Origin of the sequence: Geomonas anaerohicana (assembly GCF_016458305.1) — a bacterium.
In the GTDB taxonomy this organism is placed as follows: Bacteria; Desulfobacterota; Desulfuromonadia; order Geobacterales; family Geobacteraceae; genus Geomonas; species Geomonas anaerohicana.
The window spans coordinates 693893-719933 of sequence record NZ_JAEMHL010000001.1 but is presented as its reverse complement, the minus strand read 5'-3'; the positions used below and the strand labels follow the sequence as shown (position 1 = coordinate 719933).

Here is a 26041-nt window from a genome sequence, read left to right as displayed (position 1 = left end):
GCGAGGCAACTTGCTGAAATATCGCCCATTGCAGGGGCTAAATGAACCGCTGTTTCGATAATTCCCTGATGCACTTTTGCTCCTTTTCCCTTATCATTTTTATCATAAGAACGAGAGGGGCGCCGGACCAATTAGGAGAGGTGCCAGCCGCCTTTTGGTTATCCCCTTGGAATCACAGCATCGGAACTAGCCGCAGACCTCATTTGGCCGACATCACGGAGGAGCCCATGAGCGGAGCAGTTGGGACGAAGAGCAGGACCGGAATTCGTTCCGAAAACAGCAGCTCGAAAAAGGTCGCCAGAAGCGGGCGCCTTTCCCGCAACGAACTCGTCGCAGAACTCAAGCTGTACGCCGACCTTTACGAACACGCACCGATCGCCCACATCACCCTGGACCGCTTCGGGGTGATCCGTGCCGTCAACCTGACCGGAGCGAGGATGCTCGGAGTGGAACGGGACTCCCTGGTTGGCCGCTCCTTCGCTGACCTGTTCAGCGAATCATCCCGCCCTCCCCTGTCCGAGTTTTTCGAGCGCCTGCTCGCTTCCAACCAGAGCAGTTCTTGCAACGCCCTCCTATCCGACGCCGGCAACGCGTTACAGCAGTTGCGCATCGAAGCCATCCCCTGCCGGGACGGCTCCGAGATCAGGCTCGCCCTGATCGGCATCACCGAAAGTGAAAGGGCCGCCAAGGCACTGCAGATCTCCGAGGCGCGCTACCGCGGCCTTTTCGAGGCTGCCAAGGACGGCATCATGATCGTCGATGCCGGCACCGGCGAGATCCACGACGTGAACCCCTTTCTGATGGAGCTGCTGGGATACCAGCGGGATGAGCTGGTAGGGCACATGCTCTGGGAAGTCCCGCCCCTCACTGCCCTGGCCGCGAGCGAGGCCGAGTTCGCCGTGCTCCAGCACCGGGATTACCTGCACAACGACGACCTGCGCCTCGTAACGCGTGACGGCCGCAGCGTGGTCGTGGAGGTGGTCCTCACCGGCTACCGCATCGACCGGAGCAAAGTGCTGCAGCTCAACATCCGCGACATCACCGTCCGCAAGAACGCCGAAGATGCGCTTTTGAAAAGCGAAGAGCAGTGCCGGACCATCGTCAGCAACATCAACGAGTACGTCTACAGCGTCCGCTTCGAAGAGGGCGACATCAAGTCCATCTACCACAGCCCCAAGTGCCTCGACATCACCGGGTACAGCCCGGAGGAATACTACCGCGATCCCCTCCTGTGGTTCACCATGATCCACGAGGAGGACCGCAACCAGGTGGTCCAGTTCCTGAACAGCATCTTTGCGGGTGAGGACCAGGACCCGATCCGGCACCGGATCGTGCACAAGGACGGGTCGATACGCTGGATCCTCAACAACTGCGCCGTGCAGCGGACCCGCAAGGCGAACCGGGTCACCATCTCGCGCCTGGACGGCTTCATCCTGGACATCACCGACATCAAACGCGCCGAGGAAAACATCTTCTTCCTGGCCCACCACGACCCGCTCACCAAGCTCCCCAACCGCAGCACCCTCTACGCCAGGATCGAGGACGTGCTCAGGGTGGCCCAGAAAACACGCACCAGCGTGGCCCTGCTGTTCCTCGACATCGACGGTTTCAAACAGATCAACGACTCCATGGGGCACGACGTGGGGGACCGGCTGCTGCAGTCGGTGGCGCGCAAGCTTGGCGACTGCACACGTTCCTGCGACGTGGTGGCCCGGCTGGGCGGGGACGAGTTCGTGGTGGTGCTCTGGGACTGCGGCGTCAGTGAAACCAGCGTGGTTGCCGAGAAGATCGTCAACGCCGGGTTCCCGCTGCAGGGGACCAACGTCATCGTGACCCCCAGCATCGGCATCAGCCTCTACCCCGAGGACGGGAAAGACTACCTCGCCCTCTTGAAGCACGCCGACATCGCCATGTACCACGCCAAGAAAGGGGGGGGGAACAACTTCCAGTTCTTCACCCACAAGCTCAACGAGATGGCAACCCAGCGTTTCGAACTGGAGGCGGAACTGCGGCACGCTCTGGAACACGACGAGTTCGTGCTGCATTACCAGCCCAAGGTCGACCTGGCCACCGGCCACTTCAGCAGCATGGAAGCCTTGATCCGCTGGCAGCACCCGGTGCACGGCCTGGTGATGCCGGAGCATTTCATCCAGACCGCCGAAGACAGCGGCCTTTTAAACCAGATCAGCAAGTGGATCATCCCCACCGTCTGCCGTCAGTTGCGACAGTGGCAGCAGCAGGGGCTGGGACAGGTGTCCGCCGCGGTCAACCTCTCGGCCAGCTTCTTCCAGCACCGCGACTTCGAGGAGACTATCGAGGCGTCGCTGCTGGAAACCGGGATTCCGCCGGAATCACTGGAACTTGAGCTCACCGAGGCGACCATCATGAGCGACCCGCAGCGGGTACTGGGAAGCATGGCGGCCATGAAGGCGCTCGGCCTGCAGCTTTCCATCGACGACTTCGGCACCGGCTACTCCAGCCTCAGCTACTTGAAGAAGCTGCCGGTGGACAAACTGAAGATCGACCAGTCCTTCATCCGCAACATCGCCCGCGACAACGACAACGCCGCCGTGGTGCGGGCGGTGATCAGCATCGGGCGCAGCATGCAGCTCAGGGTGATCGCCGAGGGTGTGGAAAACGCGTCGCAGCTGGCCTGGCTGCAGGCTGAAGGGAGCGAGGAGGCGCAAGGGTACTACTTCAGCCGCCCGGTGCCGGTGCAGAAGATGACCGCGCTGCTCAGGGAGAAGGCCAATTTCCTGCACAACCCGCGCGGCCGGGTGCAGGCGAAGCAGTTTTAAGTTGCGGCATGCAGGCTGATTCCTAGGCGATTGCCAGCCACAGCCCACCCCCCGGCCCCCTCCCGCAAGGGGAGAAAGAGCCTGATGGGCCCCATGGCAGTCGGCGGGAGTTGGCAGTTGTAAAAAAGAGGCCGGCGCAGGAAAAAACCACTTCCCATGCGCCGGCCTCTTGTCGTCTTTAGCCGGTGCGGTACGCGCCGCACCGTTACCGGTCAATCTTCATCGCTATCGTCGTCACTCCAGCCGTGGTCTTCGTCGCCGGAGTCATCCTCATCCATCTCTTGCTGCTGCATCGGCCCGAACCGGTGCATCATCTCGCGGTGGTTTCTTTCCATTTCATCCGTCATCTCTGCCCGCTGGCGCACCATCCTGGCCACGATCTCCGACAGCAGGTCCAGCTTTTTCTCGCGTGGCGCCTGCTCCATGTCTTGCACCAGCGCCGCGAGCTCGGCATCCTGCGCCTTCACCTTCTGCAGCATGCCCTCCATCATCATCCCGTGCCCGCCGGGGCCACCGCGCCACCCCATCCCAGCTCCCTGCCACGGGGCGCAGCCGGGGGCACCGCAACCGGTGAGCATCGGCTCGACATGTCGCTTCACCTGGTCGGAGTCGATGCGGTCCTGCCGCACCAACTGCTCCAGATCCCTCAGGTGGGTCTTCACCTGCACCAGGTGCTCATCCATCATGCGCTGCCGCTCGGGCGGCACCTCGCCCACTACCGACGCGCGGTACTTCTCCATCTCGTCGACGCTACGCCTCATCTCGGCCACTGCCACTCGCGCCAGCTGCGGCGACACCGTGGCACCGTCCTCCGCTGCGGCGTAGAGGAGGCGGCCGAAATTGGCGACGTTTCTGTGATAGGCCATCATCAGCTGCTGCTGGGGGGAGCGCATCATCTGGCGCCCCATCGGCCTCTTCATGACGTACCCGGGGGAACCGGACACGGCGTCGGCCATCTGAGGCATACCGCCGGGGGCGGTAACGGTCGGACCGGCAGCAAAGGCCGGCACAGCAACAAGGAGTGCTAACACTGTCAATACTGTTTTCACTGGCGATCCCCCTGGCTTTGATCCGAGTCGGAGCACGCGGCCCCGACTCTCTCTGTTTGCAGTACCTCCGGCTACAGAGGCCTGCGTCCCTGTATCAGGTTCAGTATAACGATGATGATGGCAATCACCAGCAACAGGTGAATGAACCCACCCAAGGTATAGCTGGTCACCAGCCCCAGCAGCCACAGTACCAGAAGGATTACTACAATGGTCCAAAGCATCTCTGCCTCCTTTGGGAGCCTTCCCATTGCCTGCCGGTGCTCCCCCCGTCTGTTTCACTTGCCCACCCTGAGGTTGGTCAGGTTGTGCATGAGTCCGAATACGTTTAAAAGCCAGAGCACTACCACTATGACCACCACTGCGTTGAGTATGGATTTGATCGATCCCGCCATGGGAATGTAGGTGTTCACCAGCCACAGCAGGACCCCGACCACGATCAGAACCAGTATGACGTGTACCAAAGGCATGAAGCACCTCCTCTTGGTCCGGCTTTGTGCTGCAACTCGAACTAGCGCCGCGATCACCAGCAGAGCGACCGCAGCCACCACCAGGCATCCGGGAAAGCCCCCGCGAAGGCACCCCTCCGCAGTGTTGTCTCCACCCGGTGGCAGGCCAGGTGCGGCGCTATTTCTCCAGTTTTTTCTCCGCCTTACCGACGTTTTTCTCGACCTTGCCGGTAATTTTCTCCCCCCTGCCCTGTTGCTCCATGGAAACGTTACGGGTGGTCTTTCCAGCCGACTCTTTAACCTGTCCTTTCAACTCATGCATTTTCCCTTTAGCTTGGTCTTTCGTGCTCGGTTTCATGATGTACCTCCTGAGCAATGCTCTGGTGCGGCAGGTGCAGTTTGCATGGTGACTGCGGTCGCTCTGCTGGCGATCGACGCAACGGCTGACAGGAAAATATATTTATTATTAGATTTTATTAATTTACAACTCGACAAGTTTATAGTGCGCCGCTTTTGTGTCAAGCGAGGATGGCGGGGAGCGTGGAACTACAGGGTAGGGAATTATTTTTTGCGCTTGGCGGAAGGAACCAGGAACTTGGCGTGGTCGGGGTGTCGGCACAGGTACTGGTGGCCGAACGACATGGCATAGGGGCAGGAACGTTTCCTGGGCAGGCATATGGAGAAGGCGGGGACTAACGGCTGGGTGCGACAGGAGGCGTCGCCAGGCTCACCGGCCACGACCTCGGAGCGGTCTGCGGCGTCGGAGCACGCCGCTACATCCTCCGCCCGATTTTCGGCGAAATCGCGGAGCTTGCTCGGTTCATCCTTGGCGGAACCCGCGGTCTGGTCCGTGTCGATTTTCGTGGGCATCTCCTGCTCCTGGCGGGTTTAGGTGACTAAAGCCAACGCCAGTATGCGGTGAAGTGTCCCGCAAATAAATAGGTGAATCGGCAGGCGCCCCTGCGGCATATCACATGCCGCCAGGGCGGGGCGGGCATCACTTCAAAGAGGTCAAACCCTGGCGCACCGCGTACTTGGTCAGTTCGGCGATGCTGAACAGGTCCAGCTTCTTCATGATGCTGTGGCGCTGGTTTTCCACCGTCTTGACGCTGACGCCGAAGGCAAAGGCGATCTCCTTGGCGTTGGAGCCGTTGGCGATGAGTTGCAGGATCTCCCTTTCCCGCGTGGAGAGATTCTCGTAGGTCGCCGGGACGTCCTCGGGGATGCGCTGCAGGTACTCCTTGATCAGCAGGGTGGTCACCCGCGAGGGGAGGTAGGTCTCACCGGCGGCGACGGCACGGATGGCGGTGGCGAGTTCGGAAAAAGCGGCGTCCTTGAGCACGTAGCCGTTGGCCCCCGCCTTCAGCACTTCGACCACGAAGCGGCGGTCGGACTCCATGGAAAGGGCCAGCACCTTCACCTCGGGAAACGCGGTCGTGATGCTGCGGGTGGCATCGATGCCGTTGGTGTCGGGCATGGAGATGTCCATCACGATGATATCCGGGCGCTCATCGCGGGTCAGCGCGATAGCCTCCGCCCCGGTCCCGGCCTCGGCGCTGACCATCATGTCGTCTTCCTTGTCGATCAACGCGCGCAACCCCTGGCGCACGATGGCGTGGTCGTCGGCAATCAAAATTTTCATCTTCATCTTTTCCCCCTCTATAGCACTAGGACGGCAGCGGCACCTTGATGGTGGCCACAACCCCGCCCGTTTCCTTGTTGGTGACGGTAAAACTCCCACGCAGGTGCTGTATCTTCTGCCTCACATTGGCGAGCCCAAAGCCACCGCTTCGGGACTCGGCTGATTCCTGCTCTCCCCCGTAACCGACACCGTCGTCGTCCACCGCGATGACCAGATATCCGCCTGAGCGGGACAACGCGACCCGGCAACGCAGCGTGCCGGCGTGCTTGATCACGTTCAGCATCAGTTCGCGCACGGCCTGGAATACGGTAGAGCGAATCTCGTAGGGCAAGGTCTTATCCTTGCCGTCGTCATCGAACTCGGCCTGCAGCCCGAAGTCGGCACTGAGTTCCTCGCCGAGCCAGCGCAGCGCCGCCTCAAGCCCTGCGCTGGCCAGCAGCGGCGGGCGGAGCTGGAAGGTGAGCGACCTGATGTCCTGTATGGTCTGCTGGACCAGGGTCCCTACCGCCTCGGCTTCGCTCTCGCAATCACCGCCGGGGACGCTGCTGGCCAGGGCATCCAGCTTGATCTTGGCCAGGATGAGCCGCTGCCCCACCTGGTCGTGCAGTTCGCTGGCGATGCGGTCGCGCTCCCGCTCCTCCGCCATGGCAAGATCGAGGGCCATGTCCTGCAGCTTCTGCTGCTGCCCCAAGAGCTCGACCTCCACCTTTTTGCGGATCTCGATCTCCTGGGTCAGGTGCTCGTTGATGAGCTGCAGCTTGGCGGTCCTCTGCTGCACCTCCTCCTCGAGGTGCTGGCGCACGCCGGCGAGCATCTCCTCCGTCCGCTTGCGCTCGGTGATGTCCAGCACCACCCCCATGACCCCGCTCACCTCACCTCCCTCCGAAGTGAGCGGCTGGTAGCTGGCCAGCCAGTGGTGCAGCACCGGGTCGTCCGGATCAACCTTCCCCTGCACTTCGACGTTGAGGACGCATTCACCCCGCTCCAGGACCGGGCGCCAAAGCTCCGTGACCCGGGCAGCCACCTCCGGCGGCAACACCTCGTCGACGCGGCGCCCTACGTGCTCGCAGATACTCTTGCCGTTGAGCCTCGCCAGGTGCTCGTTGAGGCGCAGGTAGCGCAGTTCGCGGTCCACGACGAAGAGCCCCACCGGAGTGTGGGTGTAGATGTTGGCCAGCTCCTGCAGCTGCATGCGGTAGCGCTTCTCGCTGTCGTGCAGGGCCTGGGTGTAGTCGCGGATCTTGTGCGTCACGCTGTTGAAGACCCGCGCCAGTTCCGCCAGCTCGTCGTTCCCCTCGACCTCGATGCTGCGGCTCAGGTCGCCGCCAGCGATGACGTCGGCACCCTGCTTGATGGTGGCCATGCGCCGGCGCAGCACGCCGGTCAGGAAAGTCGAATTGAGGATGGTAACCAGCGCCATCAGGATGACCAGCAGCAGGGTGAGGTAGATCATACGCGCCCCCGCGCGCTCGAACCGGTCCCGCGCCAGTTGCTGCAGCTTCACGGCCTCCTGCTGCAGGGCCGAGTCCCTGAGCATGATCTGGCTGTAGAGCCGGCTGGAAAACTCGTCGTGATGTGCGACGGCCGGGTCGGCGACCGGGACGCGCCGCATCTGCTCGACCAGGCGCTTCGATATCTGCACCGAATCAGCCAGTTCGAGCCGGCTCCGTTCCAGGATCTGCCTGGCCGATTGGTCATCCCCCTGCGGCAGCCCCTGTGCCAGTAGGCGCGTGGCTGCATCGTTCCGTGCGAACCACTGCTCCCTGGCCCGTTCCAGCCCGAAAAGGAAGTACTCATCCCGCACCGTGGCCCGGTTGAACACGGTGGACTGGATCTGGTCTGCCACGATGTGGTTGCGCTCGGCGACGGCCAACTCCCTGTAGGACCAGGCCAGAAGTGCCGTCACGATCACCAACAGGGTGAAGGAGAGCAGCGAGATTATCTGGAGTCTACGGGCGAAGGTCACTTTTCAGCACCTGCTGTTCAACCGCCTCGGGCTTCACCGCCAAGAGCGGACGCGGGTCGATGTACTCCAGATAATTTGGCATGCCGGCCTCACGCACCAGGCCCAGCTTGCCGGCCCAGCGCGTCTCGTCCTCCAACGCTATCAGTAGTGCGTGGTCGAGGGTTACCTTGCGCGCGCTCTCATCCCAGCACTCGGAGAGCACGGCGGGGGGAAGCTTGGAGGTGGAGGCCACGATGGCCTGGGCCTCCTTGGGATGGGCGGAGGCGAATGCCTCGGCCTGAACCAGGGCACGCAGAAACCGCCGCGCCACCTCCTGGTTACCTGTCACGTACGAGGTCCGCCCAGCGATGACAAAGGTCTCGGTATAGATGTAGGGGTCCTCGAAGATGACACCTCCACCGGCAAGACTCCTGTCGATCATCTTTTCGTTGGGGCTCCAGGTGGAGACCGCGTCAACTCCGCCGGAGCGGAGGGAGCCCAGCATCATCTCCGGCATCAAGGGGACCGGAACAACATCCTCGATGTTCAAGCCGTTGGCGACAAGGAAGGACGAAAGGAACATCTGGGTGGTGGTTCCCGGCGTGAACCCGACGCGCCGCCCCTTCAAGTCGCCGGGACGGAGGATGCCGCTTTTACGGTCGGCAATAATGGCGTGATTGTTGTTCGAGGTGAAGATGCTGGCCAACAGGGAAAGCCGCTGCCCCCGCAGGGCTGCGAAGGCGACCGGTGTCTGGGCGACGGTGGCCAGGTCCGCCTTCCCTTCCAGCACCGCCTGCAGGGCTTCTTTGCCGTAACCAACCCGTTGCGCCTCGACGTCCAGCCCCTCGTCTCGCAGGAAGCCGCGGGCGACGGCGATATGGACCAGCGCGCAGTCGTGCTGGGTGGAATAGGCCAGGCGCAGGGGCAAGCGCGGCCCCGTCTGGTGCTGAACGGGGCTCTGGCAACCGGCCAGGCACAGGCACAGTATCAGTATCAGCGCAGCTCTCAGCATCCACTCCTTTAGGTCCGGCGCAGCTTATGCGGGGTTGCGATGGCTGTCAAAGCCCCCTAACTCTAATCGCCGGCAGGACTTCCATGCTTTGTCTCGCGATGTAGTGAGCAAATATATGACAAGTGGCTAACAAAGTGCAATTAATTTTACCATACACTGGGCAATTGTACCCATGTCTCAGCAAGAAGAAAGCGTGCAAAAAGAAAGGGCAGGCTTTTTGAGCCTGCCCTTGCCATGCAAATGTCAGTTATCGTCCCCGGTGTGGAGGCCTATGACTGTGTTCCCGTCACTTGGATGCTTTGCCGCTTTTCGCCGGTTTCACGTACTTGGCGAACCGGGCGGGAAGCTTTGCCGACCCTGTCGCCGGGTACTTGGCGAGCTGGGCCGAAAGCCTCGCGATGCGCTGGTCCAGCGGCGGATGGGTCGAGAACCAGGAGCCGCTCTTGGCGGCGGTCGCTTCCTGCTTCTTGAGCTTTTGCAGCACGTTCACCAAGGCGGCGGGGTCGTAGCCGGTGCGGTAGGTCGTCTCCAGCGCGGCCTGGTCCGCCTCGTACTCCATCCCCTGGTCCAGCCCCTTGTCGAAGAGGGTGTTCTGCAGGTCGCCGACCATCGATTCGAACTGCTTTCCCTTGCTCCCCTTCATGGTTGCCGCGGTGATGGCGCTGGCGCCCTGCAGGAACTGGGCGCGCCGGATGCTTTTCAGCGCATGTTTCTCGGCCACGTGCCCCACCTCGTGCGCCAGGACCCCGGCAAGTTCCGCCTCGTTATCCAGGACCTCCAGGAGGCCCCGGCTGATGAAGACGATGCCGCCGGGGGCGGCGAAGGCGTTCTGCACCGGGCTGTCCAGCACCACGAAGCGGTACGGGATGGTGGAGCGCCGGCTGTTTCTGGCCACCGCGTTGCCCACCAGGTTCACGTACTTCTGCAGCGCCTCGTTCTGCACCGGCTTGCCGAAACGCTGCATGCTGTCCAGCGCGAGGCTCTCGCCCACGGTGCATTCGGTCTGGTAGGTCATCTCCTGCGACGAAGAGAGCACCTGGGTGGCGCCGGAGAGGATCTTCCCCTCCTTGGAGTCCGGCTTCATCATGTTGTTGATGGTGTCCTGCCATCCGGCGTGGGCCTGTGCGGCGACCAGGCAGGAGAGGGCGACCAGCGGTAAAAGACGTAGTTTGTTCATTTGCTCCCTCCTTACTGGGCGTACTCGCCGATTTTGCCTTCCTTGAGGAAGGCCTTGACCTCGTTGTTGGAAACCTTGCGCGCCAGGATCTTGTCCAGTTCCTTCTTCAGGGCCTCCGGCGTGCCGTGCTGTTTGGCGTAGGCGGCGGTCTCCGGGGAGAGGCCGCGCACGCTGCGGGCACTGTCGGCCTTGGCGGTGTTGATCTGGCTCTTCTGCATGCTGTCGCCGAGCAGTCCGTCGCCGCCGCCCACCTCGGCAACCGGCTGGGTATCGGAAACGCGCCCCGCGTAGACCCATCCCTCCTTGCCGTCGGCGGTCTGCACCTTGAGCCAGCGTCCCTCGCCTTCCACGAGGGTCAGCTCCGCGCCCACCGGCAGGTCGGCCAGGTTGGCCGCGCTCACCGACTGTTCCTTCTTGAGGGTGGTCCCCTCGCTCACCACCCACCGTTTTTCGGCGCCAAGCGTCTGCCCCGCGCACAGGGCCAGAAGCAGCAGCGCGCCGACTAAAGCTCTCTTCTTCATGGTTTCACCTCCGTGAATCGGCCGGAGCGGATCCGGCCGGGCTGTCGAGTTTACTTGTAATCTCCGGTCAATACGAACGCCCCCCAGTAGCCGGGGTGCGGGTAGCGGTTCCTCACGTGCAGCATGGCCAGCCTGAGCGCCTGGGCCTTGTCGTTGCGACTGTAATCCCGGTAGAACTGCTTCATCAGTATCGCGCTGGAGACGTCGGAGACGCGCCAGAGACTGGAGACCAGGGCATGGGTCCCGGCGAAGAGGAAGGCGCGGTTCATGCCGATGACGTCGTCGCCGCTCTTCACGTCGCCCAGGCCGGTCTGGCAGGCGGAGAGCACCACCAGGTCCGCCTTGATGTCCAGCCCGAACACCTCCTCTGCCTGCAGCCGTCCGTCGTTCTTGCCGTCCCTGGCAAGCCGGATCGAGGAGAAGAGCGGGTTGACGGTGTCGAACTCGCCGTGCGAGGCGAGATGAATGATACCGAACTTGGCGATGTTCTCACGCACCCAGCTCTCGGTAGCCCGCTCCCGGGTCAGGGTGGTCACGTCGCTGTAGTTCCAGCGCAGGGTCCCGGCCTCTTTCTCGGCGAAGGGGAGATCGAGGGCGGCGTTGCCCAGGTCGGGGTTGCCGATGGCCAGGATGCGCAGGTTCTTGCCGGCCTGGCGCCGGGCCAGGGTGTGGCGGTACACCGAGGCGGCCGGGAGGTGGAACAGGGTGTGCCGGTCCACCAGGTAGTCCCTGCCGTCGTAGAGGGTGGCGAAGGAGAGGTAGTGCAGGCTGCCGTGCGGCACGATGCCCACCGTCTGTCCCTCGGGCACGCCGGCGAGCGGTTCCGCGAGCAGGATCCGGTACAGCTCGCGTGAGTTCTGTTCCAGCGGCTCCAGGTTCTGCAGCATGCGCCGGTAGGTGGCGATCTTTTCGGCGACCTCGCGCGCAGAGGCCTTGAGCACGAAGAGCCGCGAGCCTTGCCGCTCCAGGCGCCAGCACAGGAGCCGGTCCGGGAGCTGGTAGTAGGACAACAGGCTTACCCCCGGCTCCAGCAGGGACTCCACCTCGGCCACGGTGACCGGGGCCACCTTGACCAGGGAGAGGAGCTCGGGACGGCGCCGCTCGATGTCGAGCAGGAGGTCCTGGTACTCGCCGCGCAGCTGGTCCAGGGCCGCCGCGTACATGGCGCGCTCGGCGGGGGCGGCGGCCTGCAGCGCGAGCTGCTCCTGCTCCTGGATCTGCTCCCGCAGGCGCGCCTGGCGGTCGTAGAGGTCCTGGTCGGCGCCTCCGGAGAGCGAGAGGCGCTGCCGCCCCAGGATGTCGATCAGGTTCCTGGCGCGGGAGCGCTCGGCGACGGCGAAGGCCTCGTCGTTACGGCCAAGCTCAACCAGAAGCCCGACCAGCCCCTGGTAAACGTCCATCTTGTCGGCCAGGAAGCCGTCTTTCAGCTGGTCCAGCTTGATCTCGGCACGCAGCCCCTCCACCGTCTCCAGCGCCTGCCGGTAGGAGGCGACGGCGCCGTCGCGGTCGCCACCCTGCTCCTTCAGGCGCGCAAGACCGAGCAGGGCGCGCCAGCGCACCTCCCGGAGCAGCATGGCGTCGGCCAGCTCAAGCGCCTTGCCGTAGCTTTCCGCGGCGAGGCCGGCCTGGCTGCTGCGGGCCCGGGCATCCCCCAGCGCCAGGTGGATCTTGGCCTGGTTCACCTTGTCGCCGATGGCGTCGGCCAGCCCCGCCGCCTCGCTGAGCAGTTTCAGCGCGCCCGCCGGGTCCCCCATCTTGAGCCGGGTCTGGCCCAGGTTCCTGAGATCATAGGCGATGGCCCAGCGCGAGCCCAGGTTGCGGTCGATGGCGAGCGCCTGCCCGAGACTCTCCAGCGCCCCCTGGTAGTCGCCCGACTCGCGCCGCACCAGGCCGATGTTGTTCAGCGTGGTGGCGCTCTCGTCGCGGCGCACCTCGAGCTTGCCCGCCAGTTCCAGGGCCTGCTTCAGCTCGACCAGGGCGCGCCTGTTGTCCCCCAGGGTCCACCAGATCAGGCCGCCGGTGTTCTTGGCCATCACCTGCTCCAGCGCCCAGTTCTCCTTGAGGGCCGCCTTTTCCACCTGCTCGCGCAGGTCGAAGGCCTCCTGGTAGCGCCCTTGGAACCAGGCGTTGTTCCCCTGTTCCAGGACGATCCTCATCCGGGTCTTCAGCTCGGTGTTCCCCACCTTGGCGAGCGCCTCGCGATACAGGGCATCGGCGGCGGGGAAATTCCCCAGGAGGCGCTGGCAGCGGCCGCGTTCCAGGATGGTCTCGGCCTCAAGCGCCGGCGACCCGTTCTTGGCGTAGAGCTCCTGGGCCTTGCGATAGTAGCTTTCGGCGACGGCGAACTGGTTCAGGCGCAGGTCGAAGATGCGCCCGAGGTTGCGGTACTGGTCGGCCAGGTTGAGATCGTCCTTCAACTGGGCCCGCAGCCCGGCCGACTCCTCGAAGAGCGAGCGTGCGGCGGGGTAATCGACCGCGTTCTCCATGACCGCCCCGAAATCGGAGAGGGCCGCGGCCTGGTCCTTGGTCTGCCCCAGGTCGGCAAAGATGGAGATCTCCTCCTTGAGCGCGGCGGTCGCCTCCTTGAAGTGCTCCAGGCGCCCCTGCAACAGCCCCAGCCGCAACAGGGCGTCGGCGTGCTCGGCGGAATACGGTTTTTCCTTGGCCAGCCGCTGCACCAGGCTGTCGGCATGGCTCACGGCGCGTTCGGTAAAGCCGGCGCCGAAGGCGCTCTCGCGGGCATGGCGGTGCAGCGCGGCGCGGTTCTTGGCCAGCTCCGGCGTCGCCTCGGCAACCACCAGGGCGTTGTCGAAGAGGGCCAGCGCCTGGGCGTAGCGCCCGTCGTTGTGCGCCTGCACCGCTTTTTTCACGTAATCGTTGAAGAGCTTCTTGGCCAGGGTCGCGCTCTCCGCGGCGTCGCCGCCCCAGTCGCCGATCAGGAGCCAGTCCCCCGGGAGTTCCCGCCGTGCCTGGGCCAGGGAACGATCCGCGTAGCTCCTGGCAAAGGGGGCGAGATCGGCGGGGCGATCGGACAAGAGGAGGCTCGGCACGCCGATCAGGGACGCCAATTGCCCCAGGTACCAGCCCTGACCCGTCCCCCCCTTGGGAGCCAGCAGGAGCGATACCGAGTCGCCCTCGGCAAGCTGCACCAGGTCGTGACGCACCCCGGCGGCATCCTCCCAGGCGGCGCTGTGCGCGCCCCCGGCACCGGGGCGGTTGGGAGCCGACGCGAGGAGCCCGGCGGCGGCAGGAAGCGCCAGGGTATGGGCATCGGGGAGGCGCCCCGGCAGGGAGTCGGCAGGGAGCTTCACAAACGGCGTCTGGGCGGGCCACAGCCCGGCAGGATCCAGCACCTGGGTCCGCAGCGGGCGGCGCCCCTCTACGCTCTTCAGCAACTGGCTCGCGCTCACCCCCCAACTGAGGGGCCTGGCCGAGGCGAACTGCTCGGGGCGCTCGTAGACGAGGACCTGGGCGGGGTCGTTCAACCGGGCAGCGACCGCGGGGCGCGACAGGGTCTCGGCAGTGATGCCGTCCTTGACGCCGAAGGCGAAGACCAGGAAGCGATCACCCGGGAGCGCAACCAGGCGCAGCACGGGACGTCCCGGGAGCCTTTCCATCACGTCGATGGCCTCGGCGGGCTGCGGCGCCAGGGCCCGGCACAACTTGGCCCCTTTGCCTGAGGAGCACTCCTTGCGGAAGGAGGTAAGCAGGGTGGCAAAGCGTTCCCGCTCGGCCGTGGCTCCGGCCGACAGCGCGGCCGACGAGGCGGCCAGGCGGAGCGCGCCGGGGCCGGCAACGGCGTAGTAGGGGGGAAGCAGTTCCAGTTTCTTGCCCAGCGTACCGTCCAGGACCGTTTGCTCCTGCTGCGCACGCAGCTTCAGATAGGCGGCGTCCTCGGGCGCTGCCTTCGGGAGCGCGGCGCTCACCCGGTCCAGTTCCGCCAGGTGCGGCGCGGCCTTGGCCAGCAGTGCGACGGTGGCGTCATCGTCGACACCGAGCAGGCTCCGCCCCAGAATCTGCACCCGCTCCAGTTCGGAGAGCCGCTCCACCAGGGCGAAGCCCTGCTCCGGGTCCTTGGCAGTCACCGCCTCGATACGGGAAGCGAAGCGCTCGGTGAGTTCGCCCAGGCGCAGGTCGTACTCGGTGGGGGGGAGCCGGTCCAGGAGTTTGAGGGCGCCGTCGTAGTCGCCCAGCGCCGCCTGGGCGCGCCAGGCCATGGCGTCGCTGCCGGTAGTGCGCGCCTCGGCGAGGGCTGCGGTGTAGCCGTCCCGGGCGGCGTCGGCAAGCCCCAGCGAGGCGAGCGCGGCGGCGCGGTTCAGGCGCGCCGCCAGGCGCGCCCGAGAGGTGTCGCTGTTGACCTCCCCCCCTCCCGTCAAGGGAGGGGGAGCCGAGGCGAGCACCCTGTTCCAGGCGGCTATGGCCTTGTACACCAGCGCCTGCCTGCTGCCGTCGTCGGGACGGCCGGCGGCGAGGCGGGCCAGGACGGCACCGGCGTCGTTGCCGTAGCGGGCCACGGCATCGGGGGGGAGGGCATCGCGATAGGTGTCGGCCAGGGCCGAGCAGGCCGCCTGCGACTCCAGGAACTCCGCCACCTCGCCCGAAGCCGCGTCCCCAGGCAGCAGCATGCCCCAGTTGACCAGGTTCAGCATGGCGCCGACGGCGTTGCCGTTTTTCAGCGCGACGGCGGTCGCCTTCCTGAACCCGGCGGCCGCGGCGGCGCGGTCACCGCGCGCGAAGGCAAGCTGGGCGGCGCGGTGGCTCAGAAGGCCAACGCCGAACAGGTCCCCCTCGGCCACCTGCTCCACCCGCTCCGGGTAGCGCCCGAGCAGTTCCTTGAAGAGCTTTTCAGCGGTGGCGTTGTCGCCCAGGTCGGTGGCGATGCGAGCGAGATAGCTCTGCGCCAGGCGCCGCTCCTGCTCGGCCGAGAATCCATAGGCGGCCTCGGTGGCGCCCCCCTTGTTCAAAGCGACGTTGGCGGCCACGTTGATCAGCCCGCCGCCGCGCTTGGGCGCGCTCTTCTGCTCGGGGGGATACTGGTCCAGAAGCGCCAGCACCTCGGTGAAGCCGTCCCGGGACAGCAACAGGAGCCTCTTTTTCTCGGCACCGGAGGCGGTTTCGGCCTGGCGGTAGGCGGCGATACTCGCGGAGCGGCGGTTGGCGGCCAGGTTGCCGTGGCGGCCGAGCGCCCGGTTCAGCCGGTAGGCCTGGTCGAAATGCGCCAGGGCTGCAGGGAAACGTTCGGCGTCGAAGTTGGCGAGGCCGAGCCGGTCGTGCAGCTCCGCTCCGGTCTCCACCAGGCGCGGTACGTTGTCCAGCTCGCGCTCCACCGCGCTCGCCATCGCGTTCAGCTCCAGGAGGTACTTGTCCCCCTGCGGCACGCCGGTGCAGGCCGCGGCGGCAAACTTGCGCTGCCGCGCCAGGAGGCTCCTGAGGGCGGAGTCGAACGTCTGCCAACCCGCTGCCGGGGGCGCCTCGACCCGGTCCGCGCCGAGGAGTTCCAGCTCCGCGTTGATGGCCTGCTGTTCGGCAAGCCGCTGCTCCTGCTGGGGCGAGAGCTTCTGCCCGGCAAAGAGGCGCTCGTTGACCCGGCGGGTCAGGCGACCGAACTGCTCCAGGGAGCGCGCCGGGTCCAGGCGGGACTCGGCCAGTTTCAGCGCCCGGCCGTAGCCGTCGATGGCGGCCTGTTTCTCCCCCACCTGGAAGGCGACGGCGCCGTAGCGCTGGTCGAAGAGGAGTTCGGTATCGACGTTATCGAAGGGGACCTTGGCCGCCAGACGCTGGCTGTAGAAGCTCCAGGCCGTGGCGTTGCGCCCCAACAGGTAGGCGATGTTGCCGATGTTGAGCGAGAGATTGGCACTGTTCTCCGGGTTTTCCTGGGGACGGTTCAACAGCTTGGCGCGGCGGTAGAGGTTCAGCGCCCTTTCCAGCCCCCCCTGCTCGCCATGCACCGTTTCCAGCACCTCGGCGATATAGCCGCGGGTCTGAAAGGGGTACTCGGAGCCCGGCAGGCGCTCGGCGGCCCGCGCGATCAGGTGGTCCCCCTCCTGGAGGGCTTCCTTCCCCGGGAGGTAGGTGTAGCAGAGCCCGGCGCCGTAGAGGAGTACCGGATCGTCCGGGTAGGACTGCAGCATCTTCTTGTACAGCGCCAGCAGTTCCGGGGCCTGCCCCTGCGCCGCGACCGACTTGATGTAGCCGCGGTGCGCCTCGAGGCTCCTCCCCTCGTAGCGGATCAGGTCCAGGAAGGCGGCGCGGGCGGCGGAAACCTCTCCCAGGCGGTACAGGCTCTCGCCGGCGGCGAGGCTCTTCCTGAGGTAGGCGGCGCGGGCCAACTGGTACAGCGGCGCGTCCTCGGGATGCTCCCCCATCTCCTTCTCGTACAGTGCGGTCGCCTCGCCGTAGCGCTCCTCGCGGTAGAGGATCTCGGCTAACGCGAAGCGGGCCGCGGCGGTCGGGGTGGCGATGGCCGGGAACTGCTCCAGCACGGTGCGGTAGGCGTCCTTGGCGCGGACCCAGTCGCCGCCGCGGTAGGCAAGGTCACCAACCCGATTCCACGCCCCCATGGCCAGACGCGGCAGGGAGGTCCGGTACTGCTCGGCGAGAGCCGCCAGGCGCTCCCGCGCGTCGGCGTTCTTCGCGGTCAGCTGGTCCAGGATCTCGGCGATGGCCGCCTCGGCCCACTGTTCCTGCCGGTCGTACTTCCTGGCCACCTCGACCAGGGCCGCGACCGATCCTTCGCCGCCCTCGATCCGGGACAAGAGCCGCGCGCGGCGGTAGGCCGCCTCGGCCAGGATGTCGGGAGCGGCGGCTGTTTCGGCGAGCGCCTTCTCGAAACGGGCGATGGCGGCCAATTGGTCCTCGGCGCCGGAACCGTATTCGGCCTGGAGCCGGGCGCCATCAACCAGGGCCCGCGCCGCCGCGTCGCTCCCCTTCCCCTTCGCCGCCCGAAGCATCTCCTCCTGCGCATCGGCGATGACCCCCTTGCGGCGTCCGGCCACCACCACCTCTTCGCAGCGGCTCTCCGCCTCCAGACGCAGCCGCGCGATCTCCGCCAGGGCCGCTTCCGGGAAAGCGGCATAGCGCAGCGCGGCCTCGGCATAGCGGTCCTGCGCCTGGCTGTGCTCGCCGGCCTGTTCCATCAGTCCTGCCAGGGCCAGCGACGCCTGCGCCCCTTCCCGTGTTGGGGCATCCTCCCGCGCCAGCACGCGCAGGCAGGCAAGGCGAGCCGTGGCCGGGTCCGCCGGCTGACGCTCCAGGATGACCCGGGCGACCTGCCACTGGGCGGCGACATCCGCCTGCTCCGGGATCTCACCCGAGGCCGGCAGCGACAGCACCTGCCCCCCCGCCGCCGCACCCGCCACGAACAGCACCCGCTCTCCGGCCGGGATCGGGGCCGCGGTGGAAAGAAGACCGGAGGTAAGCGGGAAGGCCGCCGGGAAATTGTGGCTCCCCGCGCGCTTGAGCTGCAGCCGGAACACGGCTCCCCCATCCGGGCCATTGGCCGCATCCCCCACCGGAGGCGCGAAACGGGTGAAGAGGAGGGTGTCGACGTCCTGCCAGACCGGGTACAGGTCGCGCTCGGCGCCGGCCGTCAACTGGGTCAGGCGCCCGCCCTGCCTATCCCACAGCCAGAGGTCGCCCCCCTGATCCTTGTCGCGGGAGACGAAGGCGATCCGGTTGCCGTCGGGGGAGACCGCCGCAAAGGCCGCGTCGATGCCGATGGGGAGCGCTTCGCCCTTGCCGGTGGCGAGTTCGAGGCGCACCAGGTCGCGGCGCTCGGCGCCGGGAAACTGGCGCTGGTAGTAGATCGCGCTGCCGTCGGGGGCGAAACCCGGGGCGTCTTCGCCGGCGTCGTTGCCGGTGAGTCGCCGCGGCTGCGCGCCCGGGCGAGCCAGATCGATGAGCCAGATGTCCCCCTTGAGGTCGTCGCGCTCGTCGGCGTAGGCGAGCCTGGTCCCGGTGGCGTCGAAGGCGGGAGCGGAGATGCGCACCGGCCCCTTGGTCAAGAGGCGCGGCAGCTCCGCGACGTTGCCCGCCGGGTGCAGCCAGAGCTCGTATCCGGCATCACCCTTCTCGACCGTGGCGATCCAGCGGCCGTCCCGGGAGCGTGCCGCGTAGAGCACCGACTGCGGGGTGTAGACCGCCGGTGTCGGCGCCACCTCCGGGCGCGAGCGCGGGGCCGGGCGCGGCGCGGCCGGGGCCAGCAGTTCCTCGCCCAGCGGCACCGCCTGTGCCGTACCGGGGAGGAGCGCGGCCAGGGCCAGCAGCAGGGTGATTTTCCTGGCGGCGGCGTTCATCGGGTTACCCATTTCCCGTCATCCTCCTGCACCTTGGTGCCGGGGGCGCTGTTCTGGCGGTTCACCCTGGCGAACACCCTGCGGATGGCGGGGAGGTCCTTGGCGGTAAAGTTCTCGTTGGTCTGCACCACCCTGAGCATCAGGATCTCCCGGGAGCGGTTCACTTCATTGACCACCTGTCGGAACTCACCCTCGCCGAAGCGGCCGGCGAAGGTCTTCAGGTCGGCCGGGGCTTTCTCCGGGACCTCCCGGCTGAAGCTGGTCAGGGTCCCCTCCAGGTTTTCCCCCACCCACCCCAGTCGTTTCAGGGCCTCGACATCGTCGGCGTGGAAGGCGATGTTCTCCAGCGCCTGTGCCGCCTCCTGCTGTTCCGGCGAGTGTTTGGGCGGCGTTTCCACCTTGCCCGTCGGCGACACGCCGCGCACCGACGCGACCAGGAGCACGTCCTCGGAGAGCGCGTTGTAGGTTCCCAGCACCTGGTTCTCCAGCGAAGTCCGCTCGCTCACCACGTTCACGTCGACCTTGGCCAGCGTGCAGCCGTAACTACCCGCCAGCAGCAGAGCGGCGACGGAGACGCGGGCAAGAACGGACCATTGACGATGGATAATTGACAACGGAGAGTGGTTTAAACGTCGAACGTTGAACGTTGAACGTGTGTTAGTTCTTGGCATTGCTCCTCCTTTTCAGGGACGGCCTACCTTTTTCGTCGATCACCAGCGTGTCGGAACGGACCAGGTCCAGGAGCGTCCTGGACGAGGCGATGGAGACCAGCAGCCGCTTCAACTCGTTTTGGATGGGAAGCTCGGAAAGGCGCAGGCGCTCGATCCTGGGTATAGCGATATCGATCCCCTTCACCGCCAGTTCCCCTTCGCAGTCGAGGGCGCCATCGACGGCGCTCACCCGCAGCCCCTTCAGGTCGGCGCTCTGCAGGGACTTGCGCTGTGCCACGATCTTCTCGTTGCGCTGGTACGGGTCGAGCGCGAACAGGGCGCGGTCCAGGATGCGCGAACTGAAGCGGCGCAGGTTGAGGTTCAGTCGCATCCCCTCCAGGAGCGCCCGCTGCTCGGTGGCAAGAGGCGCGGAAAGGCTCAACTCGCCGGTCAGTTCCCCTTCCCCGCCGGGACGCTGCCCCCCCGCCGCCGGGAAGAGCAGCACCGGGTCGAGCTTCGAGAAATAGCAGTAAGTAGACAGCACCGGCACCTCGCGGGAGAGATCGATCATACCCCGCGCCCGCACCGTGCCCCCGCCCACCTCGGCCTGGAAGAAGCTCACCCCCAGGGCCTCGGGTTCCAAAAGGAGATCCGCCTCCAGCGCGCTGGCCTCGATGGGGACGGCGCCGGACTTGAACGAGGCGCGGTGCACGCCGATCTTGCGCGGTGCCCCCATGAGCCCGCGCAGGTCCTCGTAGATGCGGGCCGCCAGATCCGAATTGGCCGCGCCCAGAGGCGCCACCGGCGCCGGCCGCACCAGCCCGGTCGAGAGCGGCACCCACTCCTCGCCCTTCCCCTGCGCCTGCGCCAGTGCGTAGCTGCGGTCCAGCACCAGGTCGGCCCGGATGCCGCTGGCCGCCAGTCCCTTGCCGTCCGCCACCCCGAAGTCGCGGCACTTGCTGTAGCCGCGCACCCTCAGCTCGCGCGCGGCAGTGAGGTCGACACGCGCACCGGCGGAAACGTTCCCTGCCAGCTGCCACCCCGCCAGCACCTTCTTGGCCTCGGCCGGGAAGTTCCCCTCCAGGTGGGCGAACATGGTGGCGTCGAGGCGCTTCAACAAAGTGGCGGCGTCGAACTTGCCACCCTGGTCCTCGAGGAGCGCGTCGATGCGCCCGACGGTGAGGTCGGCGATCTGGGAGAGCCCCAGCGAGGCGACCTTCAATTCTTCCGTGAGCCGGAGTTCCTTCCACCCCGCCAGTTCCCCCTGCAGGGTCATGGTCCCGGACTGCAGCGGCAGCGTTGCTGCGGTGCCGGAGAGGCCGCTGAGCGCCGCGAAGCGGAAAGCGCCGTCGATTGTGAGCGGCTCTCCCGGGCGCGGCAGGGCCAGGCGCAGTTGCGGCGCGGTGGTGAGCCCCTGCACCCGGTAGGTGCCTTGGGCGTTGGGCAGACGCAGGTCCAGGTCGTTCAAGGTGAGCGCCAGGTCCGCGCGATCCAGTAACGCTAGGCTCCCCTTCGCCTTGCGCAGCGGGTTCTCTTCTTTCGGGAGTTGGGCGACCGGTAGCGGCGCCGCGACATCCCAGGAGGCGGCGGCGAGACCGGCGGCATCGAGACCTGCCGGAAGGAACGGGCGCGCGACCGGCATCAGGCGGCGCAGGTCCAGGCGCAGGTTCCCCTTGCTGGCGGCCAACTGGCGTCCCTGCCCGGTTAGTGCCGCTTCGGCCTCCAGCGCCAGGGCGTCCGACGCGGACAGCGAGCAGGTGGCGCGCTGCACGGTCGGGCTCCCCTGCCCCTTGGGCGGCAGGTGCACCCCTTCGGCGGCCAACCGCGCGTTGAAGGGCTGCAGCGTCACGTCTTTACCCTGCTGGTGCGCCTGAACGCTCCGGGCGGAAAGCTGCAGCGCCGGGAGTGCCAGATCGAGGGCCCCGCCGGAGAAGGCACGCGCCTTCAGCTCCAGGTCCTCCCGCAACTGCTCCACGGCCAGTTCGCTCCCCACGCCGACCCGCTCCAGCTCCAGCCGCTGCCGGGCGTCCACCAGGGCGCGCTTCCCCTTCAGGTCGATTTCGGTCAGGACGAGGCTCACGCCCCCCTTCATGCCGTCGAGCCGCACCGGCTTCTTGCCCGCCAGGTCCACGCGGCGTCCGGACCAGGAGAGATCGGCGACGACGCGCACCGGCTTCATCTTTTTGAGGGGGACCGTTCCCTTGTCTATGGAGAGGGCCAGCCCCTCCCCCTGCAGCGGGCCACCGGCCAGCGCCAGTTGCAGCCGCGGCAGGTCGAGGCCCAACTTTTCGATCTGCACCGTCCCGTCGTTGCCAGGGCCCTGCAGCCGCGCATTCAGCCTGGCCAGCGACGCCGTCCCCTGCAGCTCCCGCACCGGGAGGTTCCTGGGTAGGAAGGGTGCCGCCACCTGCCGCGCCCGCCCCAGGTCCAGGCGCAGCGGCCCCAGTTCCGCCGCAACACTGCGCGACTTCTCGGTGGGACGATCGACCAGCGCATGCCAGGACGCGGTGATGAGCCCGGGGCTGGTCAGGCTCCCCTCGTCGAACGAGACCTGCTGGCGCTCGTGGTTACTGACCAGCTTCTGGCGCAGGTGCAGGTCAAGAGGTGCGAGCGCTCCCTTCTTGCCGGGAAGCCGGCTCACCGCCAGGCGGTCGCCGTCCAGCGCGAACGCAACACGCAGGTCCCCCGTCGCGTCGCTGTGGGCGGTGAGGTCTAGCGCCAGCTTTCCGGCGGGCTCGGGGAGAGTTTTCTTGGCAAAGGGGGCCGCCAGTCGCGCAAGCTCAGGAAGCGAGAGTGCCAGTTTCGCCTTGAGCCCCTCCGGCCGGGTCACGCCGCCAGCGGCACTCAACGCGACACCCGGAAGATCCGCCCGCGCCGTCAAGGATGCCGCCGAGGGTTTGATGCGGTAGCTGGCCGTCACCAGGTCGGCCACCTCAATGCCGAGGCTGACGGGCTGCGGCTTACCGCCGTCAACGGCGACCTTCCCGGCAATGGAGCTGCGGATGGGGAGCTTGCTCAGGGAAGGTGCGGCGAGACCGAAGGAGAAGTCGCTCAACAGCAGTTCGCGCTTCGAGGCGGGATCGGCGTAGTAGATCTTCATCGGGGTGGCATCGGCCGACAGGCGCAGATCGAGCGGCAGCGGCCACTCCAGGGACTGGAACTTTTGCACCCCTTCGGCGATGCGGGTCAACGGATCCTTGAGCGGCTTTGCCTCGGGGGGCTTCGGGGGTCCCGGAGCGAGTTCGGCCTCGAGTTTCGTGACCTTGAGGTCAAGGCTTACGCACCAGCGCTTGGTCGCCTGATCGCGCGACAGGCCCGGCTCGAGTTTGAGTTGCTGCAGAGAGGCGTGCAGCAGCGGCGGCGGGCCGTCTCCCAGCACCAGCCCGGTAAGGGCTACGCCATCGGACCAGGAGACCTGGAGATCGGACCAGGAGACCGGCTTTTTGAGAGCTTTGGAAATACCCAGCCGCAGCAGGGATTGGGCGGGGGCGGTGGAAAGTAGGACCGGCAGCGACGCCACCAGCAGCACCAGCAACAGCACCGCGGACAGCGCCAGGGTGCAGCCGACGAAGATGACGCGTCTGACGCGAAGGGTACTGATGTAGGCAAGGAGGCGACGGAGCATCAGCAAAAGTCCCAAGGTACGCTGGAGTTGCGACAGGAAGGGGAAGAACTCAGACCACGTGCCTTGTTATCATCTCCGTCATTTAAAGTCAAACCTGTTCGCCCCCCTCAGCGAGTGGACTTTAGGTACCTGTGGCAGATGTAGCATAATTCGTCGCCGTCCCGCACCAGGTGCGGCGCCGGCTTGGTCAGGTCGTGGCAGGACAGGCAGGTGAGCTTGCCATCCTCCAGCACGCAGCCAGCAGCGAGTATGTCTGCTACCGGAGCAAAATCTTCCACCGTCTTGGGGGGAGGATACCTGCGCATGACCGGGTGCTCATTCGAGTATAGACAGTGATCAGTGAGACAGATTGAAACCGGTCGTTTCGACCCTTCCGAGTGGCATGCCAGACACTCTGCCATGGTGAGGATGCCAGTGGCGCCGGTCTGGTGGGAGATATTGGCGCCGCCGACCTTGAAGAAGAACATGCCACCCAAGGCAACAGCGATCAATGCTTTCAGCCTTAAATGCACCTTCCTTGAGCTAATCATAAGGCACCTATGTGTTTAGACAGGCATTGAACTTCTTACGACATCCAATGATTTATCTACCACCTTGGCACATCGGCAATCATAGCACAGGGCCCCACACAGACAATGAGGCCGCAATTATATTGGCCTCATTGGCGACCGGCACCTGGCGTCATTTGTGATCATGCTCATTTTAAATATTGACCGAAGCAGCCATTCTGCTATAGTGAGCGCGTTCATTTTCCTAAGGGAGCAGTCGATGCGCATCAGCGAGCAGGCAAAACAGTTGTGCCGGGCCCGGATCCTGGAAAAGGCCGCCGAGCTCTTTGCCGCGCGCGGTTTCGACCAGACCACCACCCGCGACATCGCCCTCGCTGCCGGCGTCGCCGCCGGCACCATGTTCAACTACTTTCCCAGCAAGGAGACCATGGCGATGACCATGGTGAACGAGGCGCTGGCGCAGGGGCGGGAAGAATTCCTGACCCGGCTGGACGGCGGCGAATCGCTGGAGGAGGAACTGTTCCTGCTGATCGGCACCGAATTGCGCCGCCTGCGCCCCCTGCGTCCCTTCCTGGGGCCGGTGCTGGAGCGCTCCCTGAGCCCTTTTCCGCGCAAGAGCGTCTGCCCCGAAGGTGAGACGGCGCGCCAGGAACACCTGGAGTGCGTGCGGCAGATCTTGCTGCGCCACGGCTTCGTCACTACCCCCGAAGACGTTGCCGGCACCATCTACTGGTCGCTCTACCTCGGCATCCTCGCCTCCTGGACCGGCGACCAATCCGACAACCAGGAGTCCTCCCGGGCCCTCATCGATTACGCCATCCGCACCTTCGTGCAGATGATCTCCGGCGCGCACAGGGGAGGCGACCATGTCCGCTGACACCCCGCGCAAAAGAGGAATCGAGGCACGGGCTGCGCTGCTCGATCTCATGCCGCGCCAGGAAGAGGCGGCACGCAGGCGCCTGGCCGAGCTGGTGGAAAACGTCGCCGCCAAGCGCCCTCCCACCACCTCCTTCTCCCGGTTCTGGATCCTGGGGTCGCTGCAGGCCAAGGTCAGTTGCGCCTACCTCGCCTACTGGCTGCGCAGCCGCTGGGCCGACGCTGAGGAGCGGGAGCGGCTCAAGAGCGAGACCCATCTGAAAGCGGCGCTCGAGCTATTGGGCACCATGGGCTACCTGCGCGGCGCGGTCATGAAGCTGGGGCAGATGCTAGCCACCTTCCCGGACGCCCTCCCCGAAGAGTTCGCCCGCCTCCTCCCGGCACTCCACTTCGAAGCTCCCCCCATGCACTACGCCATGGTGCGCGAGGTCTTCCTGGACGAGTTCGGCAAGGAGCCGCACGAACTGTTCGCGAGCTTCGAGAAGCAGGCCTTCGCCGCGGCTTCACTGGGTCAGGTGCACCGTGCCCGGCTGCATTCCGGGGAACTGGTGGCGGTAAAGATCCAGTATCCCGGCATCGCCCGCACCATCGAGTCCGACCTGAAGAACCTGCGCCTGCTCATGCAGCCGATGCGGCTGGGGGAGGACTGGGACAATACCGTGGTCAAGCTGGCCGAGGTGGAACGGGTGCTCCTTGCCGAGACCGACTACCTTGCCGAAGCGACCTTCGCCCAAACCGTGCGCGACGCATTCACCCCCGGGGACGGCATCGTCATCCCGCGCGTCTACCCCGAATACTCCACGCGGCGGGTGTTGACCACCGAATACCTGGAGGGGGTGCACCTGGAGGAGCTCCTTGAATCCAGGCCGTCCCAGGAACTGCGCGACCGCTACACCCACCTGCTGACCGTCGCCACCACCCGCATGCTGTACCGCACCCACTGGCTCCTCGCCGATCCCAATCCGGGCAATTACATCTTCATGCCGGACGGGCGGCTGGGGCTGGTCGACTTCGGCTGCACCCGGGAGTTGACCGACGAGGAGTGGCAGCTGCAGGTCAAGGTCGAAGACGCGCTGCTGCGCCGTGACGAGAAGGAGATGGAGCGCCTGATCGTCAAGGCTTCGCTCTACGATTCGGCCGGGCAGATGGGGCGGGAGCGGCTGGAGCTGATCGGCAGGGTGATCCGCTGGCAACTGGAGCCCTGGCTCAGCGAGGGGATGTTCGACTTCGGCGACGAGGATTTCTTCCGCCGCGGCATGGACGCCATGGTCGAGGTGATGCGCAAGGGGTTCACCCGCGGCATGCCGGTGCACATCTGGACCAACCGCTTCATCCTGGGGGCGCGGGGCATCGTGTACCGGCTGAAGGGACGCTGCGATTTCCAGGAGATCTACCGGCGGGAGAGCGGGAGGGGCGGTCGAGAAAGGAGCACCACGCTGTGTCCGCCGCTGACTCCTCCGGCAGAACCGTCCCCTCCCCCGGAGGGGGAGGGCTAGG

At 66.0% G+C, this 26041-nt stretch carries 17 protein-coding genes; 3 read left to right on the top strand and 14 right to left on the bottom strand.

Annotated elements, in window-relative coordinates; genetic code table 11:
• Positions 1–227 precede the first annotated feature (227 nt).
• Complete coding sequence (locus JFN91_RS02970) at positions 228–2798, top strand: sensor domain-containing protein (RefSeq protein WP_199387709.1); 2571 nt, start codon at positions 228–230, stop codon at positions 2796–2798.
• 212 nt (positions 2799–3010) lie between these two features.
• Here JFN91_RS02970 and JFN91_RS02965 read toward each other — a convergent pair whose 3' ends face one another.
• From JFN91_RS02965 to JFN91_RS02900, 14 genes are all read right to left on the bottom strand, one after another.
• Positions 3011–3847 carry a hypothetical protein gene (locus JFN91_RS02965; protein ID WP_328745530.1) on the bottom strand — a complete coding sequence of 279 codons (837 nt, stop codon included), beginning with the start codon at positions 3845–3847 and terminating at the stop codon, positions 3011–3013.
• Positions 3848–3918: 71 nt separating this feature from the next.
• Positions 3919–4068, bottom strand: a complete 150-nt coding sequence (locus tag JFN91_RS02960) for a lmo0937 family membrane protein (protein ID WP_183345221.1) — start codon at positions 4066–4068, stop codon at positions 3919–3921.
• Between the two features lie 54 nt (positions 4069–4122).
• Entirely contained in the window at positions 4123–4314 is a 192-nt protein-coding gene (locus JFN91_RS02955; protein ID WP_183345219.1) for a Thivi_2564 family membrane protein, read from the bottom strand.
• 157 nt (positions 4315–4471) lie between these two features.
• Positions 4472–4651: a CsbD family protein gene (locus JFN91_RS02950; RefSeq protein WP_199387708.1), complete on the bottom strand. Its 180-nt coding sequence runs from the start codon at positions 4649–4651 to the stop codon at positions 4472–4474.
• Between the two features lie 203 nt (positions 4652–4854).
• On the bottom strand, positions 4855–5163 hold the full coding sequence (locus JFN91_RS02945) for a hypothetical protein (RefSeq protein ID WP_199387707.1): 309 nt from the start codon (positions 5161–5163) through the stop codon (positions 4855–4857).
• 127 nt (positions 5164–5290) lie between these two features.
• On the bottom strand, positions 5291–5941 hold the full coding sequence (locus tag JFN91_RS02940) for a response regulator transcription factor (protein WP_199387706.1): 651 nt from the start codon (positions 5939–5941) through the stop codon (positions 5291–5293).
• A gap of 19 nt (positions 5942–5960) precedes the next feature.
• Entirely contained in the window at positions 5961–7901 is a 1941-nt protein-coding gene (locus tag JFN91_RS02935; RefSeq protein ID WP_199387705.1) for a sensor histidine kinase, read from the bottom strand.
• Positions 7885–8892, bottom strand: coding sequence for an ABC transporter substrate-binding protein (locus tag JFN91_RS02930; protein ID WP_199387704.1), 1008 nt, complete (start codon positions 8890–8892; stop codon positions 7885–7887). Before JFN91_RS02930 ends, JFN91_RS02935 begins: the two co-directional genes overlap by 17 nt.
• A gap of 286 nt (positions 8893–9178) precedes the next feature.
• Complete coding sequence (locus JFN91_RS02925) at positions 9179–10069, bottom strand: M48 family metalloprotease (protein ID WP_199387703.1); 891 nt, start codon at positions 10067–10069, stop codon at positions 9179–9181.
• Between the two features lie 11 nt (positions 10070–10080).
• Positions 10081–10590, bottom strand: coding sequence for an SH3 domain-containing protein (locus tag JFN91_RS02920; protein WP_199387702.1), 510 nt, complete (start codon positions 10588–10590; stop codon positions 10081–10083).
• 50 nt (positions 10591–10640) lie between these two features.
• The gene (locus JFN91_RS02915; protein ID WP_199387701.1) at positions 10641–18896 is read right to left on the bottom strand and encodes a CHAT domain-containing protein; all 8256 of its coding nucleotides are present in this window, start codon (positions 18894–18896) and stop codon (positions 10641–10643) included.
• Complete coding sequence (locus JFN91_RS02910) at positions 18881–19498, bottom strand: DUF1318 domain-containing protein (RefSeq protein WP_236014883.1); 618 nt, start codon at positions 19496–19498, stop codon at positions 18881–18883. Before JFN91_RS02910 ends, JFN91_RS02915 begins: the two co-directional genes overlap by 16 nt.
• Positions 19499–19541: 43 nt before the next feature.
• Positions 19542–23159: a hypothetical protein gene (locus JFN91_RS02905; protein ID WP_199387699.1), complete on the bottom strand. Its 3618-nt coding sequence runs from the start codon at positions 23157–23159 to the stop codon at positions 19542–19544.
• 107 nt (positions 23160–23266) lie between these two features.
• Positions 23267–23626, bottom strand: coding sequence for a cytochrome c3 family protein (locus JFN91_RS02900; RefSeq protein WP_236014882.1), 360 nt, complete (start codon positions 23624–23626; stop codon positions 23267–23269).
• Positions 23627–23927: 301 nt separating this feature from the next.
• On the opposite strand from JFN91_RS02900, the gene JFN91_RS02895 reads away from it, so the two are divergent.
• Both JFN91_RS02895 and JFN91_RS02890 read left to right on the top strand, forming a co-directional pair.
• The gene (locus tag JFN91_RS02895) at positions 23928–24545 is read left to right on the top strand and encodes a TetR/AcrR family transcriptional regulator (protein WP_199387697.1); all 618 of its coding nucleotides are present in this window, start codon (positions 23928–23930) and stop codon (positions 24543–24545) included.
• The gene (locus JFN91_RS02890) at positions 24535–26040 is read left to right on the top strand and encodes an ABC1 kinase family protein (RefSeq protein ID WP_199387696.1); all 1506 of its coding nucleotides are present in this window, start codon (positions 24535–24537) and stop codon (positions 26038–26040) included. The genes JFN91_RS02895 and JFN91_RS02890 overlap by 11 nt, the downstream gene beginning before the upstream one ends.
• Position 26041: the final 1 nt, after the last annotated feature.